Annotated in this window: 14 protein-coding genes, 1 tRNA gene and 1 pseudogene; 8 read left to right on the top strand and 8 right to left on the bottom strand. The window is 66.4% G+C overall.

Annotation, left to right across the window (positions count from 1 at the left end):
- Both AWX74_RS02470 and AWX74_RS02465 read right to left on the bottom strand, forming a co-directional pair.
- Positions 1 to 2,150, bottom strand: a 2,150-nt coding sequence (locus tag AWX74_RS02470) for an NACHT and WD repeat domain-containing protein (protein WP_242666035.1), incomplete at its 3' end; no start/stop codon positions are given.
- The gene (locus tag AWX74_RS02465; protein WP_091271035.1) at positions 2,147 to 2,815 is read right to left on the bottom strand and encodes a toll/interleukin-1 receptor domain-containing protein; all 669 of its coding nucleotides are present in this window, start codon (positions 2,813 to 2,815) and stop codon (positions 2,147 to 2,149) included. The genes AWX74_RS02465 and AWX74_RS02470, both read right to left, overlap by 4 nt.
- 747 nt (positions 2,816 to 3,562) lie before the next feature.
- Between AWX74_RS02465 and AWX74_RS02460 the strand changes: the two genes are divergently transcribed.
- On the top strand, positions 3,563 to 4,462 hold the full coding sequence (locus tag AWX74_RS02460; protein ID WP_207550234.1) for a restriction endonuclease: 900 nt from the start codon (positions 3,563 to 3,565) through the stop codon (positions 4,460 to 4,462).
- 188 nt (positions 4,463 to 4,650) lie between these two features.
- Here the strand turns inward: AWX74_RS02460 and AWX74_RS02455 are convergent, their stop codons facing one another.
- Positions 4,651 to 6,399 (bottom strand): AIPR family protein, encoded by a 1,749-nt coding sequence (locus AWX74_RS02455; protein WP_165615430.1) that lies wholly within the window; start codon positions 6,397 to 6,399, stop codon positions 4,651 to 4,653.
- 253 nt (positions 6,400 to 6,652) lie between these two features.
- Here AWX74_RS02455 and AWX74_RS02450 point away from each other — a divergent pair, with 253 nt between their 5' ends.
- Positions 6,653 to 7,201 carry an HD domain-containing protein gene (locus AWX74_RS02450; RefSeq protein ID WP_091271031.1) on the top strand — a complete coding sequence of 183 codons (549 nt, stop codon included), beginning with the start codon at positions 6,653 to 6,655 and terminating at the stop codon, positions 7,199 to 7,201.
- Here AWX74_RS02450 and AWX74_RS02445 read toward each other — a convergent pair.
- Together AWX74_RS02445 and AWX74_RS02440 are read right to left on the bottom strand one after the other, a co-directional pair.
- Positions 7,189 to 7,659: an NUDIX hydrolase gene (locus AWX74_RS02445; protein ID WP_091271029.1), complete on the bottom strand. Its 471-nt coding sequence runs from the start codon at positions 7,657 to 7,659 to the stop codon at positions 7,189 to 7,191. The two genes, AWX74_RS02450 and AWX74_RS02445, sit on opposite strands and share 13 nt — an antisense overlap.
- 5 nt (positions 7,660 to 7,664) lie before the next feature.
- Entirely contained in the window at positions 7,665 to 8,453 is a 789-nt protein-coding gene (locus AWX74_RS02440; protein WP_226931378.1) for a helix-turn-helix domain-containing protein, read from the bottom strand.
- A 290-nt stretch (positions 8,454 to 8,743) separates the two neighbouring features.
- Here AWX74_RS02440 and AWX74_RS02435 point away from each other — a divergent pair, with 290 nt between their 5' ends.
- Positions 8,744 to 9,019, top strand: coding sequence for a hypothetical protein (locus AWX74_RS02435; RefSeq protein ID WP_091271024.1), 276 nt, complete (start codon positions 8,744 to 8,746; stop codon positions 9,017 to 9,019).
- The gene (locus AWX74_RS02430; RefSeq protein WP_242666033.1) at positions 9,010 to 9,495 is read left to right on the top strand and encodes a hypothetical protein; all 486 of its coding nucleotides are present in this window, start codon (positions 9,010 to 9,012) and stop codon (positions 9,493 to 9,495) included. The genes AWX74_RS02435 and AWX74_RS02430 overlap by 10 nt, the downstream gene beginning before the upstream one ends.
- Before the next feature lie 85 nt (positions 9,496 to 9,580).
- Here the strand turns inward: AWX74_RS02430 and AWX74_RS02425 are convergent, their stop codons facing one another.
- Positions 9,581 to 10,009 carry a helix-turn-helix domain-containing protein gene (locus AWX74_RS02425; protein WP_091271022.1) on the bottom strand — a complete coding sequence of 143 codons (429 nt, stop codon included), beginning with the start codon at positions 10,007 to 10,009 and terminating at the stop codon, positions 9,581 to 9,583.
- 184 nt (positions 10,010 to 10,193) lie between these two features.
- Here AWX74_RS02425 and AWX74_RS02420 point away from each other — a divergent pair, with 184 nt between their 5' ends.
- The 3 genes and pseudogenes from AWX74_RS02420 to AWX74_RS41085 all read left to right on the top strand — a co-directional run.
- Positions 10,194 to 10,598: a plasmid replication, integration and excision activator gene (locus AWX74_RS02420; RefSeq protein ID WP_091271020.1), complete on the top strand. Its 405-nt coding sequence runs from the start codon at positions 10,194 to 10,196 to the stop codon at positions 10,596 to 10,598.
- Positions 10,595 to 10,894 carry a hypothetical protein gene (locus AWX74_RS02415; protein WP_091271018.1) on the top strand — a complete coding sequence of 100 codons (300 nt, stop codon included), beginning with the start codon at positions 10,595 to 10,597 and terminating at the stop codon, positions 10,892 to 10,894. Before AWX74_RS02420 ends, AWX74_RS02415 begins: the two co-directional genes overlap by 4 nt.
- 81 nt (positions 10,895 to 10,975) lie before the next feature.
- Positions 10,976 to 11,632, top strand: a pseudogene (locus tag AWX74_RS41085) (FtsK/SpoIIIE domain-containing protein); the annotation flags it as partial.
- 49 nt (positions 11,633 to 11,681) lie between these two features.
- On the opposite strand, the gene AWX74_RS02405 reads toward AWX74_RS41085, so the two are convergent.
- Positions 11,682 to 11,754, bottom strand: a tRNA-Arg gene (locus AWX74_RS02405).
- A gap of 239 nt (positions 11,755 to 11,993) precedes the next feature.
- The gene (locus AWX74_RS02400) at positions 11,994 to 12,875 is read right to left on the bottom strand and encodes an aldo/keto reductase (RefSeq protein WP_091271016.1); all 882 of its coding nucleotides are present in this window, start codon (positions 12,873 to 12,875) and stop codon (positions 11,994 to 11,996) included.
- Between the two features lie 415 nt (positions 12,876 to 13,290).
- Between AWX74_RS02400 and ssb the strand changes: the two genes are divergently transcribed.
- The gene (gene ssb / locus AWX74_RS02395) at positions 13,291 to 14,265 is read left to right on the top strand and encodes a single-stranded DNA-binding protein (protein ID WP_091271014.1); all 975 of its coding nucleotides are present in this window, start codon (positions 13,291 to 13,293) and stop codon (positions 14,263 to 14,265) included.
- The last annotated feature ends 13 nt before the right edge of the window (positions 14,266 to 14,278 follow it).

Raw genomic sequence — 14,278 nt, 5'->3', positions numbered from 1 at the left:
TGGCCGGTGGTGGTGTTCCACAGTCGCACCGTGCGGTCGTGGCTGGCGGTGGCGAGCAGGGTGGTGCCGTCGGGTCCAGGTAAAACGGCGAGGGCATTTACCCAGTCGGAGTGCTCGATGAGGAGTTGGCCGATGGTGGTGCCGCTGGTGGTGTTCCACAGCCGCACGGTGCCGTCCCAGCTGGCGGTGGCGAGCAGGGTGGTGCCGTCGGGGTCCAGAGGTAGGACTGCGAGAGCAGTTACCGGGCCGGTGTGGCCGGTGATGGGCTCGCCTGCGGGTTTGCCGGTGGTGGTGTTCCACAGCCGCGCCATGCGGTCGCTGCTGGCGATGGCGAGCAGGGTGGTGCCGTCGGGTCTAGGTAGGACGGTCAGGGCGTTCACCGTGCCGGTGTGGTGGGTGCGGGTGTGGTGGGGGCTGCTGTTCCAGATGGCAGTCTGGATGGTCCAGGGTCGGTTGGCGCATCGTCCGGCGACGTCGCCGAGGGCCGTCGCACGTGCCTTTCGCGCCCAGATGTGGAGTGACCAGAGACGTTGGTCGTCGGAGTCGTGGGGGTCATTGAGATCGTGGTGGCTGTTGCTGAGGAACAGCCGGTAGGCATTAATCGCGGCAGCACCAGCTGGTGTGGTGGGGCGGTGGCGGTGGCTGAGGATGCTGCTGGTGTGGCAGGTGAGGAGGAAACCGGGTTTATTGACGAGCTGGTCGAGGGCGCCGGCGTGGGCGGCATGCTCGGCCAGGTGGGTACGGGCGTAGTCGCTGATGTTGTGCCAGGTGCGCTGGTCGGGTGGGCCGGGCGGTATGAGGGCGGTGGTGATGCGCTGGTGTGCGGCGAGGGTTGCGGTAGTGAGAGTGTCGGCGAGGTCACGGAGGATGTCGTCGTCGCTGGTGGCGAGGGTGGTGCCGGTGGTGAAGTCGCTCAGGCTCTGGTGGCGGGGTAGGTAGAGGTCGTCACGGGAGGTGGTTCCGCGGCGGGTGGCGAGGAAGGGTCGAAAGATGCCGCGGAGGAGCTGACGGGTGTCGGGTTCGGGGACGTCGGCCCAGGTGGCGATGGTAGCGGCGGTTTGGGGTTCGCGGATGGCGGTGAGGGTGGCGAGGACGGGGAGGCCGTGGGTCTGCCATGTGGTGTTGCCGAGTTCGTTCTGCCAGCGGTGGAGATTGTCGGCGTAGTAGCCGGCGAGTCCGTGGGGGAGCCGGTGAACATCGGCGGGGTTGCGGTTGTGGTCACGAATTTGGTCGAGGACGGTGAGGGCGTAGATCCATACTCCGCCAGAGCGGTCGAGCAGGGTGCGGCAGAACCGGCCGGCGGACATCCTGGTGTGGCGGATGGCGTCGACGATCTGGGGGTCGGTGGTGCTGAGGGCGGTGAGATAGTCGAAAAGGTCTTGGCGGTTCGAGGTGCTTTCGACGTCGATGCGTTCGATGACCCGGGCCCCGGTGGGGATTGTGAGGGTTCTGGGCCGGGTGGTGGCGACGATGATCGTGCCGGGGGGTAGGGCGGTGGGGAGGCCGAGGGGGAGTTCTCCGGACGGTGGGGGTGGTGCTTCGTCGAGTCCGTCGACAAGGAGAACGACGGGCTGGTTTCTCTGGTCTGGGTCGTTGTCGCGGCTTCTGGCGGCGTCGCAGAGTCGGAGGTAGAGCCAGCGCGGGGTGGCAGCGTTGTCGGGAAGGATGCCGCCGGGGGTGGTGTCGTGGAGTTTCCAGCGGGCGATGAGTTGGGCGGCGAGGTTGAGTCTGGCGGTTTCGGGGGTGCGTCCTTCGGTGAGGCGGGTGAAGTGTGCGGGCCAGGTGCGGGTGTAGGCGAGGTAGGTGGCGAGGGCGGATTTGCCCATGCCTGCTTCGGCTTCGATGAGGAGGTAGCCGCCGCGGCGTTGTTGGACGCAGCGTTGGAGGTAGGTGTCGATGGTGGTGATGAGGTTGGCGCGTCCGCGGAATCGGGCGACGGGGTTGTCTGGCCATGTGGGGTCGGTGAGCCGGAGGTCTCCGGGGAGTGGGTCGAGGGGGATGGTGGCGTCGCGGAGCAGGGCGAACGGGCCGGTGAACCGTTGCTGCCAGACCTGCCCGTAGTTGATGCCGATGGCTTGCCCGTTCGGCGCGCTGACGTGGTCGACCGTGGGCTGGTTCTGGCCGTCGGGGGTGGCGGTGTCGGGGGTCATCGTCCGGGGGTGGTCCGGTTCTGGGTGATCTGGCCGTAGTTGACGCCGATGGCTTGTCCGTCGGGTGCGGTGACGGCGCCGATGTGAATGCCGCCGGCGGCGGGGGCGCTGGTGGTGCCCGCACCTGCGTTGGGCTGGACGGTGGGGAACGGCGGCGGGCCCGGTGCCGCCGGTGTGCTGGTGGGGAACGGGGGCGCGGTGGTGGGTTTCGCTCGTCCGCCGGAGACGGCGAGGTCGGCGGCGCGTAGCAGGTCCGCGCGGGCAGCGTCCTGGGGGATGCCGAACAGGTCGAGGGAGACGACCTGGCCGAGCAAGCCGGGCCGAGAGCAGTCCTCGACGCGTGCGACGAGGAGCTTGCGCTTGGCGCCGGTCGGATCGGCGGACCATGCCGCGTGCCATTCAGCGGCGCCGTAGACGGAGCGGGCGTAGGCGGCGGAGAGGACGGCGATCGTGCGGGCTGCGGCGGCGACGCCTTGGTCCATGCCTCGTACCCAGTTCGAGCCGGGGGTGAAGTCCCACGCCTGAACCAGGACGCGGTAGCCGGTGTTTTCCAGGGTCCAGGCGATCCACTCGGCCCACGGCCGGTCGGCCTGGGCGTAGGAGACGAAGAAGTCCCACCCGTCACCGCCGGTGGTGATGCTGTGCGTGTCGCCCCCGTTGCTCACCCGGACAGTGTGCCACCGGGGCAGGCCGGGTCAGACCGTGCTGGTACGGCGTTGGGCCGGGCCCGTGGCAGCGGCCTGTCGGGGCTACGACGCTGTGAGCGGTGTGCTGTCGGAGCGCTGGTCGTTCCGCCCACCAGGATCTTCTGCGGTTGGTAGAAGTGTGAAAGTTATCAGGTGTCTGCGCGCTGTGCGTCGGCCGGATGGTCGGTTCTAGGTTGAACCTGCAGGTCACGGGGCATGCGGGGCTCCAGCGGGTGCGCCTGCGGGGCCGTGATCCCGTCCTTGTGGCGCAGCGCTTCCTGGCATCCGCGCGGCGGATCTTGAGATGTAAAGCTGCAGGTCAGGGCGGGTGTTTTGTGCGCCCGGCAGGGATCGAACCTGCGACCCAGTGCTTAGAAGGCACGGCAAGCATCAGGTGCACAAGGGGTCGGGCCTGCTCGCACTATCCGTCACTGTCCATCGCCGTTCGCTGACGTCCGTGGCTGTTGCTGCAGCGGTCGCTACACTCGGCGGGAGTTGCAGCAGCTCGATCACAAGATCGGCGTGCGCCGCCGTGGGTGTCTGCCAGCGTCCGTACAGCCTGGTGAGTGACCTCTCCCGACCACTAGGCATGTCTCGGGAATGCTATCCCGCATTGCCTCGGGCAGCGCAGCGGCGTCCGGTTCACTCGCGCAGGCATATCCCCAAGGGGGCGGCGCGCGATGTCCTATGATCCAATCGAAGGAGGATCGGGAGGGGAGCGGCTGGGTGGCAAGCCCTGACATGAGTGTGCCTACCTATGATCAGTTGCTTTGGCCGACGGTCAGCGCACTACGGGATCTTGGCGGGTCCGGCGCGATCTCGGAGATCAATGAAAGAGTCATCGAGTTCGAGGAATTCGATCCAGGGCAGCAAGCTCAGCTACATGGAGACGGGCCACAGACAGAGATTGAGTATCGGTTGGCCTGGGCGCGCAGCTACTTGAAGATGATGGGCCTGGTCGACAACAGTAGCCGCGGTGTATGGACCTTGCTGGAACTCGGACGGTCTGTCGATAAAAGCGACATCCCTGAGATTCATTCTAAGGTCAAGCGCGACAAGCAGTTTCAAGCCGCTAAAAAGGTGGCGCGTAAGCTGGCTGAAAAGCGGTTGAGTCTCGTAGGCGAGAGAGTCGCACCGGAGAACGACGAGGGTGACCAGGAAATCGCCTGGAAAGACGAACTTCTTGAAACGATTATGAAGATGCCGCCCGACGCCTTCGAGCGACTTGCTCAACGGCTTCTTCGAGAGGCTGGTTTCATCAGTGTCAATGTTACTGGCGGCAGCGGCGATGGTGGAATCGACGGACTAGGGATCTACCGAATCTCGCTCGTCAGCTTCCCGGTTTTCTTCCAGTGCAAGCGGTACAGGGGAAGTGTAGCTCCCAGTGCCGTCCGAGACTTTCGTGGTGCGATGGCTGGCAGGGGAGACAAAGGTCTTCTGATCACGACTGGGTCCTTCACTGCTGCAGCGAAGAAAGAAGCCACGCGCGACGGCGCGCCGCCGATCGATCTTATCGACGGAGATCGGCTTTGTGACCTCCTTCGAGAATACACCCTCGGCGTAGAGGTTGAGATCGTCAAGCGCGAGAAGATCACCATTGACCACAGCTTCTTTGGTGATGTGTGAACTGCAGTTATCGACCTGCGAATTAAAAAGAGACTATTTGTGGTTCTTCCGCCGGGTGCCGCGGTGCCGCGGTGCCGGTCACGGGCTCGACCTCGTCCGTCGAGGTCCGTGACCGGCCGCTGGTATTCGTGGGCTCGGCTGCCGTCCGTTACAAGCGTGCACTCTGCGACAGATAGGCGGAAAACGCATTAGATCTCAACGGCCTGCGAGAATGCGGAATAGATAGGAGCGTTGACTTTACTCGTAGCGCTAATCAGGCCACGAAATGTAGCTATCGTGGTTCGTACTACATCGCGACGCCGTAGACCTCCGGCGCCCTCGAGAGGTGCAGACAGTTGATTCGGTGCCAGCGCCAGCATCGCGGTAACGACCGGTGTCCAGACCTCTATAGCATCTCCCACCGAAGATGCCTTCTTGAAACGCATAGTGTAACGATCCGGGATCGCTACACCGAGAAGAATCTCACTCGTTGCCCCGATCGCGGCGACAGCGAGCTGAGTGGAACCTCGGAGTTTAAACCATTCGATGAGTTCGTTGTCCTCTTCCGTCTGACTCGAGGACGACTTCCCGCCAAGCAGCAATTTCTTCCGCTCGACCGCCTTCAGGAGGCTGTAGACGAACAAAACATGGCGCGCCGTGGTTCTCTCAGGGAAGACTGACCCATAGATTGCGGAATCTTCCCAAATCTTACTCTTTTCATGGTAGGAAACATCGGGGCGCCCGTGGAAAGCTGCAAGTGCCTGGGCAGCAACGTCGGCAGCCAACTGGTTCTCACCCGGACGGCGAATGACGTCATCCGCTCCTCCCCGCCGCCCACCGTTGTATCCTGCTACACCGAGCTCGGCGAATTCTCGAACCAGTTTCGTTTGAATTCTGTCGTTACTTCTAAAATCGGAAGAAAGCGTCGGGTTCTGGCGATTATTGTAGCGAATGATCTCGCGTACCGTATCCGCGTCGCTGCATTCAATAAAGCGCGCAAGGAGGCGGCTCGAGACGGCGGAATGTCCGTCCGCAGATCCAATAGATCCGGTCGTCTGGGCGCCATTAACGATCGCCATTCCGTGCACTCTGATGCTCCCGCTGTCCGGGTTCCCGGAGAATCGGTGCACGAGCGCGGTGATACCGTTATTGTAGGCCCAGAACTTCTCCGGGTGTTCGCGAAGTGTATTCTGTATGCCGTTATTGATATTATTTTCGGAGCGTATGCTGCCAAGATATCCTCGAACATTAGCGGAGAATATGCGCGCACCGTAACGCATGAACTGCTGCTGTAGCCATGCCGCAGAGATGCTTGTACACAGCGCCGTCCAGTTATCTCCACCTTCGATGAAAAACCCGGACACGGGTATAACGAATTCGTCCGAGACGAGGATTGGCGTCCTTGACCCCTCGTAACGATTAAGGAGGGTGTTTCGGCCCAGCTCTTCCGCTATGACCGTAAGATCATGTGTGTATCTTCCGCGGACGAGTTGATAGGCAGTTTTTTGGACAGCCTCCAACTCGCTCTTCACATTCTGCGATTCTTCCAAATTGTGAACGAACCATATTGCTATCTGGTCGATCTGTCCGTCACCTAGTGCATCGTGAAGTTCTTGCCATGCGCCTCGGAGCCGTTCAGGTACCTCACTTGCTTGACGTGCCCCAAAAAGCCAGCTAATAGCCTGATGGAGACTCCCCGCTTTGGACTGAGGCGCCTCTTGTCGTCGTGTGCTTGTCGACTCATACCCCTGAGCGATTACTACCGACCGTTCCCCGGGGTCGACCAGAATGAAGTCGCATGATTTATCGTCGGGGCCGTCCGTCAGAGCCTCGGTCGCAACTGCGTGTATATCCTCGATCCGCAAGGACAGTTGTACTGCGAATAAGAGCCTCTTGGCCGTTCCGAACTGGTCAAGATCAGTCCGCCGGGCAAGCGCGGCGTCAACAGCGTCACTCACGAATCCCCCCAGACCTGCTTCGACCGCTCATAAACTACTCTCTGCCGCACGCGTGGCACGAGCAGCCCCGTCAGCGCGCAGATGTTCGCCTGCCGAAGATCGCGATGCGCCGGCGAGCATGGCCGCTTGCGGCCACGCGCAGCCGTCGCGCGGCGCGAGCCGCCCTGAGCCTGTGTCTTGATCATAAAACGAGCATTTCGGCAGTCTCGGGCTCTCGCTGACGGGCCGGTGGTGCTCGCCGTACCGTGATCGGGTGGAGGTAGCGGTTGCTGAGCGGTTGGCGAGCGAACTGCTGACCCCGTTGGGGGATCGGTGGCGGCATGTGCAGGCTGTGGCTGCGGCTGCCCGGGAAGTGTCCGCAGCCGTTGATCCGGAGGAGCGTGACCTGCTCGTGGCGGCGGCCTGGCTGCATGACATCGGGTACGCCCCGTCGATCGGGCACCTACGGTTCCACCCCGTGGACGGGGCCCGGTTCCTCGAATCCCAGGAAGCTCCTAAGCGGCTGTGCGCCTTGGTCGCGCACCACTCCTGTGCCCGGTATGAAGCCGAGGAACGGGGGCTGACGGCGGAGCTGTCCGCGTGGGAGCTGGAGGTGTCGCCGGTGATGGACGCGCTGTGCGCCGCGGACATGACGACGGGCCCACAGGGCCAACGCTTCACCTTCGATGAACGGATCGCGGAGATCCTGTCCCGCTACGGCGACGGATCGATCGTCCACCGGTCGGTCACCCGGGCGTGGCCGGAGCTGCAAGCGACCGTGGAGCGCACGACGGCGCGGCTTGCGGTGGTTCAGCCGAGGTAGGGCGTGGCCCGGTTCTCCAAGTAGTGATCGATGCGAAGTCGCATCGACGGATGGATGTTCAGCGCGTCCAGATCCTCGGGCGCGACGAATTTGACCTCCTTGGTCTCGCTGGAGGTGCGTAGCTGGCCGCCGAGATTGCGGGTGGTGAAGCAGAGTGAGAACTGCTGGCGGACCTCGCCGTCGTCGTAGGCCAGGACGTGCCGGGGGTTGGTGTAGACCCCGATGAGTCCGGTGACTTCGATGTCGATGCCGGTCTCTTCCTTGGTCTCGCGGACGGCGGCGTAGGTGATGGATTCGCCGAGGTCCATGCCGCCGCCGGGCAGGGCCCACAGGTTGTTGTCGGTCTTGTGGACCAGGAGAATCCGTCCGGCCTCGTCGGTGACGACGGCGGTCACGGAGGGGACGACGCTGTTGGCCTTGGGGGCGTTCGGGTCGTTGAAGTAGTCGATCCGTGCCAAGGGGGTCAGGCTCCTTCGGTGGTGGCCCAGACGCGCTCGAAGCTGGCGGCGTAGTGGTCGAACAGTCCGCCGGGCTGGGCGCGTAGGTGCATGACGGGGGAGTGCGCGGCGGGGGCGCCGTAGACGTGGGTGTTCACCAGCATGGCGCCGTCGAAACGGTAGATGGAGTTGTAGAGCGTGCTCGCGTGTAGCCGGAGCTCGATGCCCGGGGCGTCGCGCAACGATGCCAGGTAGGTGAGGGTGATCCGGGTCCGGGCGGCGAGACCGTCGCCGATGCCTTCCTCGTCCCCTCGCAGGGCGACGGCGGGGGAGTCCGGGTCTCCGAGTGCGTAGCGGATGGGCACGCCTTCGGCGCCTTTGCGGCGGAGAACGGTGGTGAAGTCGGCGTGTCCGTCGGGGAGAAACAGCCCGGCGATCACCAGGACGTCGACCTGGTGGCGCGCGCCGGCGAACAACGTCCGCCAGAGGTCGCCGGGGACGGCGGCGCGGGTGGGGTAGACGCGCACGATCTCGCTTGGCACGTCCGCGGCTGGTGATCCGGGCTCGCTGCGGGGCTCGGGAACGGTGCCCGGTTTTTCGGCAAGGCCGATACGTCCGCGGGGGAGGTCGATGCCGTCGGCGATCCGTTCGAAGATCTCCAGGGTCGTGACCTGGCGGCGGCCGTTCATGATGTCGCTGACGTGGGACTGCGGGAGTCCGCAGACGGCGGCGATCTGGGTCTGGGTCGCACCGGTCCACTGGCGGTAGATCTTGAAGACGGCGCCGATGTCGCGGCGGGCGAGTGCGTCGGTCATCTCGGGCCGCTCCCAGAGTCCCGGCGGGGGCTGGGGTAACGGGCGGCGGACGGACACCATGGCGGCCTCCGGACGGTAGGTACAGGACCGTCGGTACTTGATCGGGCGCGCAGAGCATATCCGGTCTCCGTATAGATCGGAAGTCTCGGTGTATACGCCTGGCGGCCTTACGTCACCGGGCGTCCGGTTGGACGGTGGGCGGGCGCCGGTTCCGCTGCATCACGAACACCCGTTGCAGGTCGACTCCGGCGCTTCGTCGCACACCACCGACCATTGGAGGACGGATCGTGATGTTCGACAAGGGGAGCGGGGGCGGGGGTGAGCCGGGTCCGGTGCTGTTCGGGGTCGTCCGCTTCGAAGCCGGCGGGGATCGCCGGGTGCAGGACACGGTCATCACCTTCAACGAACCAACCGCGGCGGACCTGTTCGCCATCGAACACGGCTGGCACGACTACCAGGTGACCCCGCTCCGGTTCTTCGTCCACGACCTGCGGCCACAGGCGGTCGACCTGACGAGATTCGACGACCTGGCGTCCCGCTTCGCGGACCGTCGGCGGTGGCCGTGACCTCGGCGGACAGGTCGGGCCCGTTCCTTCCTCCGGTCCCGGCGGACGTCGGCGATCCGGATGCCGCGGGCGAGGAACTGCCGGCGGCCGTGATGATGCCGTGGGGCCTGGACGAGTGGGCGGTCGTCGTACAACCGGGCTCGGCTCCGGGGGACCTCGTGCGGGCGGCGGCCCGGATGCCGGGCGGGTTGGAGTTCTCCGAATCGTTCGGCGATGTCGATGTGGTGGTCGTCTACCGGGCACCAGCCGGTGACCGTGCGGTGCTCGGGAACAGCGATCCGGGTCCGTCGCGGCGGGAGTGTGGGGGAGCGGCGGTGCGGATGGCGCTCACTCTGGGCCCGACCCGGCCCGACTCACGGTGGATGACTCGCGGGGAGCGGGCTGCCTTCCGGGCCGGGCAGGTGGAGGCGTTCGAAGCGGTCCGCCGGACCGTGCTCGACGTGATCGGAGTGCCGGCGGTCAGGACGTCCGGCTGATCGTTGCTGTTCCGGACCTGGATGGGCCGGCTCGGGCGGGAACCACTCCGCCGGGGTCGGCCCGTTGTCGTTACCGCGGGCGCGGTCAGGACTGGGGCGGTCCGGTGGGTGCGATGCGTTCCGAGAGGTCGGCGAGACGATGTTCGATCCGCAGCAAGACGGCGAGGATCTGCCGGTCGGTGCCCGCTCCCGACCCTCCGCGGGCCGTACGGCGGCCTGACGTCGCCTCCTCGGGCTTCTCGCCGCGAACGAGAACGTGGACCAGGTGGTCGTCCGGCCAGTCCAGGGCTCGGGCTACGGCGGTGAGCGTGACGTCCTGGACCCGGCGGCCGTGGGCTCCGCGTTGGAGCTGGCGAAGCGTCGCGACGGACACGCCCGATGCGGTGGCGAGCGCTTGCTGACCCATCCGCTTCTGGCTCATCCTCTCGTTGAGGGCGTCGGCGACTGCCTGCCAGTCCTCACCCTCGACTTTGCCTCGTGCCGTGTACGGCGGAACCCCCCGTGTGTTTGTCACCTGACAAAGATATCGTTGTCGTGGGTGTGTATTCGAGACGGTGACCGGATAATTTCCATCCGCAGTCCGTATACATAGATACGAAAGCGCTTGGCGATCGGTTCGTGAGCGGTTCAGAGTAGGTGTTGCCCGACAGTGGCCGGAGTACCGGCGGCGGGGCTGACCCTACGGAGGTAGACGAACCATGGCGGTACCGCGACGCATTCCGGTGCGTTTCGAGGACGTGTTCCCCGCAGGGGCATTCGTCCTCGGGGTGGAGGCGGCGAACGACTACGAGAAGGTGAAGGCGAACGCTCCCGACCCGCAGGAACGCGACCCGAACACCGGCGAACGGGTCTGGGCGGTGCGCGTGCTGGACCCCGATCCGGCGGCCCGGCAGGCGGAGCTGAAGGTGAAGGTTGCCGCCGCGGTACAGCCGGTCCTGCCGGAAGCGATGCCGGGCACGCCGTTCCGGCCGGTGCTGTTCGAGGGGCTGACGATCACGCCGTGGGTCGACACCAACGGGAAGTTCCCCAAGCAGGGATACGCCCTGCGTGCGGTCAGCCTGCGGGCTATCGGCCCGATGCGTCGGACGGGGGCGGCGGCGTGAGCGGCGAGCCAAAGCAGTCGTACACGACGCTCGGGCTGCTCGTCGGCGCGGACTGGTCCGTGCTCTGCCACACCTACCCTCACCGGCCACCGATCCTCGTCGTCGACGCGGGAAACGTGAGCATGAGCATCGCGGCTCGGGGGGACGCTCCGGACGCCGGGCACATCGACTTCGCATACAAGCTGCTCGCGGCGGTCAACGACTACCTGATCGCTTACGAGAAGTACCAGTTCGAATCGCAGGAAGCGGCGGATGCCGCGGCGGCTGACGATGTGACCGCGCCGCGCGCAGCCTAGCTTTCCTGTTCTTCGGCTCCCCTTTCTTTCGTCAATCTCATCGGTCTGTATTTCGTGCGCTCGGAAACAGGTGGTATTGCCATGTCCAGAATTAACGGTGACCAACGTTTCCTGCGGGTTCCCTCGCGGGCCGACAAGGTACGCGTGCCGGCGTGGATGCTGCTGTTGGCGGTGGCCGGCAAGGTGCTGTGGCTGGCGCTGCGGGGCTGCTGGCGCCATCGCGTCGGCGTGACATCCGTGGTCGGCCTGTTCCTGGTCGTGCACCGGGTCGGGCTCGTCGGCCTGGCCGCGCTCGTCGCGGTGCTGGTCCTCGTGGCGGTCGCGTGGTGGCAGGTGCATCCGCGGTCATGCGGGCCGGTGCTCTGGTGGCTGTGGGGTCGGGCTCGGCTGACGTTCGTCTACCGGTGGCGGTGGAAGCCGGCGATGGTGCACACCGACCTGGCGATCCGCATGCCGACGTCGACCGGTGATCAGGTGAACTTCGACGAGTACTTCCCGCGGATCCGCAAGATCCGTTCGTCGCGCTCGGTGGACGTGCTGCGGGTGGAGCTGCTGCCGGGCCAGACTCCGGAGCAGTGGGCGGAACAGGCTGAGGCGCTACGGCATGTGTTCCGCGCTCGGCGCTGCCAGGTGCAGGCGGAGACGTCCGGGTTCGTTGCTGTCTCGTTCGATCGTGCGGGTTCGCTGCGGGCGCCGCCGGATGCGGACAATTACCAGCTCCCTGCGCCGTCGCGGGGCTGGCCGCGATGGCCCGCCGAGGCGAAAAGCGCTGTGGCACAGGGGTTTGTGCGCCCGGCAGGGATCGAACCTGCGACCCAGTGCTTAGAAGGCACTCGCTCTATCCGCTGAGCTACGGGCGCGCTACTCCATTGTGGGGTCCGCGGACGGATCCCGGGTGGGATGGACAGTGTCCACCTCACGTCATCTGATGTCGCAATCGGCCCCCGGTCTGTCGTGGGTGGTGGCCGTGTCGCCGCAGGGTGGGGCCGCCGTCCCACATACTGCCGCATGTGCCGGGGGTTGCGCGGGCGGCCGGTGGGTGGATGCCCGATCCGCATCCACCCACAGGCCACGAGGGCCCGCGGTGAGGAACTGGCTGTCAGCCGGCCGCTTTGGCGAGGTCCTCGTACTCGTCGTCGGTGAGGGTGACGCCGGCGGCGGCGACGTTCTCCTCCAGGTGGGCCACCGAGGACGTGCCGGGGATGGGCAGCATCACGGGGGAGCGGCGCAGCAGCCAGGCCAGCGCGAGCTGGGAGGGCTTGCCGCCGTGGCGCTTCGAGGCCTCGTCGAGGATTCCGCCCGGGCGCGCGAGGGTGCCGGTCGCGATCGGGAACCAGGGGATGAAGCCGATGTTCTCGCGGGTGGCGTAGTCGAGGACGTCCTCGGAGGCGCGGTCGGCGAGGTTGTAGCGGTTCTGGACGCTGACGATGTCGGCGAGGGTCCGGCTGTGCTCCAGCTCGGCGACGCTGACCTCGGAGAGACCGATGTGGCGGATCTTCCCCTCCTGCTGGAGGGCACGCAGCTCACCGAGCGACTCCTCGACGGGAGTCTTGGGGTCGATGCGGTGGAGCTGGTACAGGTCGATCCGCTCGAGCCTGAGTCGGCGCAGTGACATCTCGACCTGCTGGCGGAGGTACTCGGCGCGCCCGACCGCGGTCCACTTGTTCGGGCCCTGCCGGGTGAAGCCGCCCTTCGTCGCGATGACGAGATCTGCGGGGTAGGGGTACAGGGCCTCGGCGATCAGGTCCTCGCTGATCTCCGGCCCGTACGAGTCGGCCGTGTCGATGAAGTTCACGCCGAGCTCCACGGAGCGCCGCAGCACGGCGATGGCCTCGTCGTGGTTGGCAGGCGGGCCCCAGACGCCTGGGCCGGTGATCCGCATCGCGCCGAAGCCGAGCCGGTTGACCGGCAGGTCGCCGCCGAGCTGGAAGGTTCCGCTCGCCGCCGCGTTCACGTCGGAGCTTGCCGCTTGTGTCGACATACCGTCCCATTCTTTGTAGGCGCGGGGGTCTGCTGCGGAGCGTCAGCCCGTCTGGGAGCAACTTTGGCACGCACGCTCGATGTTCCCGCGTTCGTGCGTGCTGAGCGCTCACGGCGCTTGGCCTCAGCTGCGGCCGCGTTCCTGGTTGGTGCGTCGTGTGGCGCGGCGGGTGGCGACAGGTTCGAGCATCGCGGACGGATGCGGCGCAGACCAGTCGGGTCGCCGTCCTGTGGACAGCACGCAGTTATCCACAGTGAGCGAAGAAGTTGTTCCCAACTCGGAGTCGGTGGCGCAGAGTCGTGGCGTGGCTGCGGACCTCCATCCGCCTCACGTGCGGCGCACGGGTGGCGGATGGGCTGGCCAGCGGTCACCGAGTCGTCTCCCTGCCCCCGAGATGCTCTCCGAGGAGTGCTCCATGCCTGACACCGAGATCACGATGATCGGCAATCTGGTCGAGAACCCGGTCCTGCGGATCACCGCGAGCGGGGTCTCCGTCTGCGGTTTCCGCGTGGCGTCCACGCCGCGTCGCTATGACCGTGCCGAGCAGCGTTTCGTCGACGGGAACACGCTCTACATGCGGGTGTCCTGCTGGCGTCAGCTCGCAGAGAACGTGGCGGCGAGTCTCTCCCGGGGCGACCGGGTGCTGGTCGTCGGCCGCCTGCGCCAGAACAACTACGAGACGCAGGACGGTGACCGTCGGGTCAGCTACGAGGTCGATGCCGAAGCGGTCGCGGCGGAGCTGACATGGCGGCCTGTCGAGGTGCGCAGGGTGGCACGCTCATCGCCCGGGCCCACGGATTCGCTCGCCACGTCGTCGGGCTACCCCGACCCGCTGGCTGATCCCGGGGCGGCCCAGGGGGATCCGTTCGGTCACGAGGACGTCGCGTTCGATGCGGAGGATGCCGCCGATCCCGGCGATCCCGGCGCGGCTGACGCCGTCCACCACGACGCTGGTTCTGGTGGTGCTGCCGGCTCCGGCGGCGCGGCGGGTGGCGGGGCCGCCCAGACGAGCTCTGCGGCCCTGGCGGATCCGTCGGGGCAGTCGGCAGGGCATGGTCTTGCGGCGGAGCAGGGCCAGGCCGGCCAGGTCCATCTCGAGCGAGTGATCGGGGCCGAGCAGGCTGTCGTGGGCGGCACGGGGCACGGCCTCGCCGATGGCACGGCCTCGCCGACGGATCAGGGCGAGCGGGTGGTCTCCTCTCCGCCGCCTCTGATCGAGGGGCGGCGGACCGCCGGGCACCGGGTGTCCAGCCGGAGGACGTCTGCGCCTTCCCGCGGCGTGACCGGCCGGTTGGGGGCGGCGGGTTTCGGGCTTGCCGATGTCGTGGGGGAGCACCGCCTGCGGGGGCCGGGGGGCGCCGCGGGCTGGTCGTGGCCCGATCCGCGGTGATGTCGGTCGGCAC

The sequence above is a fragment of the Parafrankia irregularis genome (genome assembly GCF_001536285.1).
GTDB lineage: Bacteria > Actinomycetota > Actinomycetes > Frankiales > Frankiaceae > Parafrankia > Parafrankia irregularis.
The sequence above is the reverse complement of the archived record's forward strand: the minus strand, read 5'-3'. Positions and strand labels throughout refer to the sequence as shown.

What these genes read in the sequence shown, in the direction of transcription:
- AWX74_RS02440 (WP_226931378.1), bottom strand. Translation starts at nt 8,453, where the DNA reads ATGACCGACGCACTCGCCCGCCGCGACATCGGCGCCGTCTTCAAGATC.
- AWX74_RS02435 (WP_091271024.1), top strand. Translation starts at nt 8,744, where the DNA reads ATGTTCGACAAGGGGAGCGGGGGCGGGGGTGAGCCGGGTCCGGTGCTG.
- AWX74_RS02420 (WP_091271020.1), top strand. Translation starts at nt 10,194, where the DNA reads ATGGCGGTACCGCGACGCATTCCGGTGCGTTTCGAGGACGTGTTCCCC.
- AWX74_RS02400 (WP_091271016.1), bottom strand. Translation starts at nt 12,875, where the DNA reads ATGTCGACACAAGCGGCAAGCTCCGACGTGAACGCGGCGGCGAGCGGA.
- ssb (WP_091271014.1), top strand. Translation starts at nt 13,291, where the DNA reads ATGCCTGACACCGAGATCACGATGATCGGCAATCTGGTCGAGAACCCG.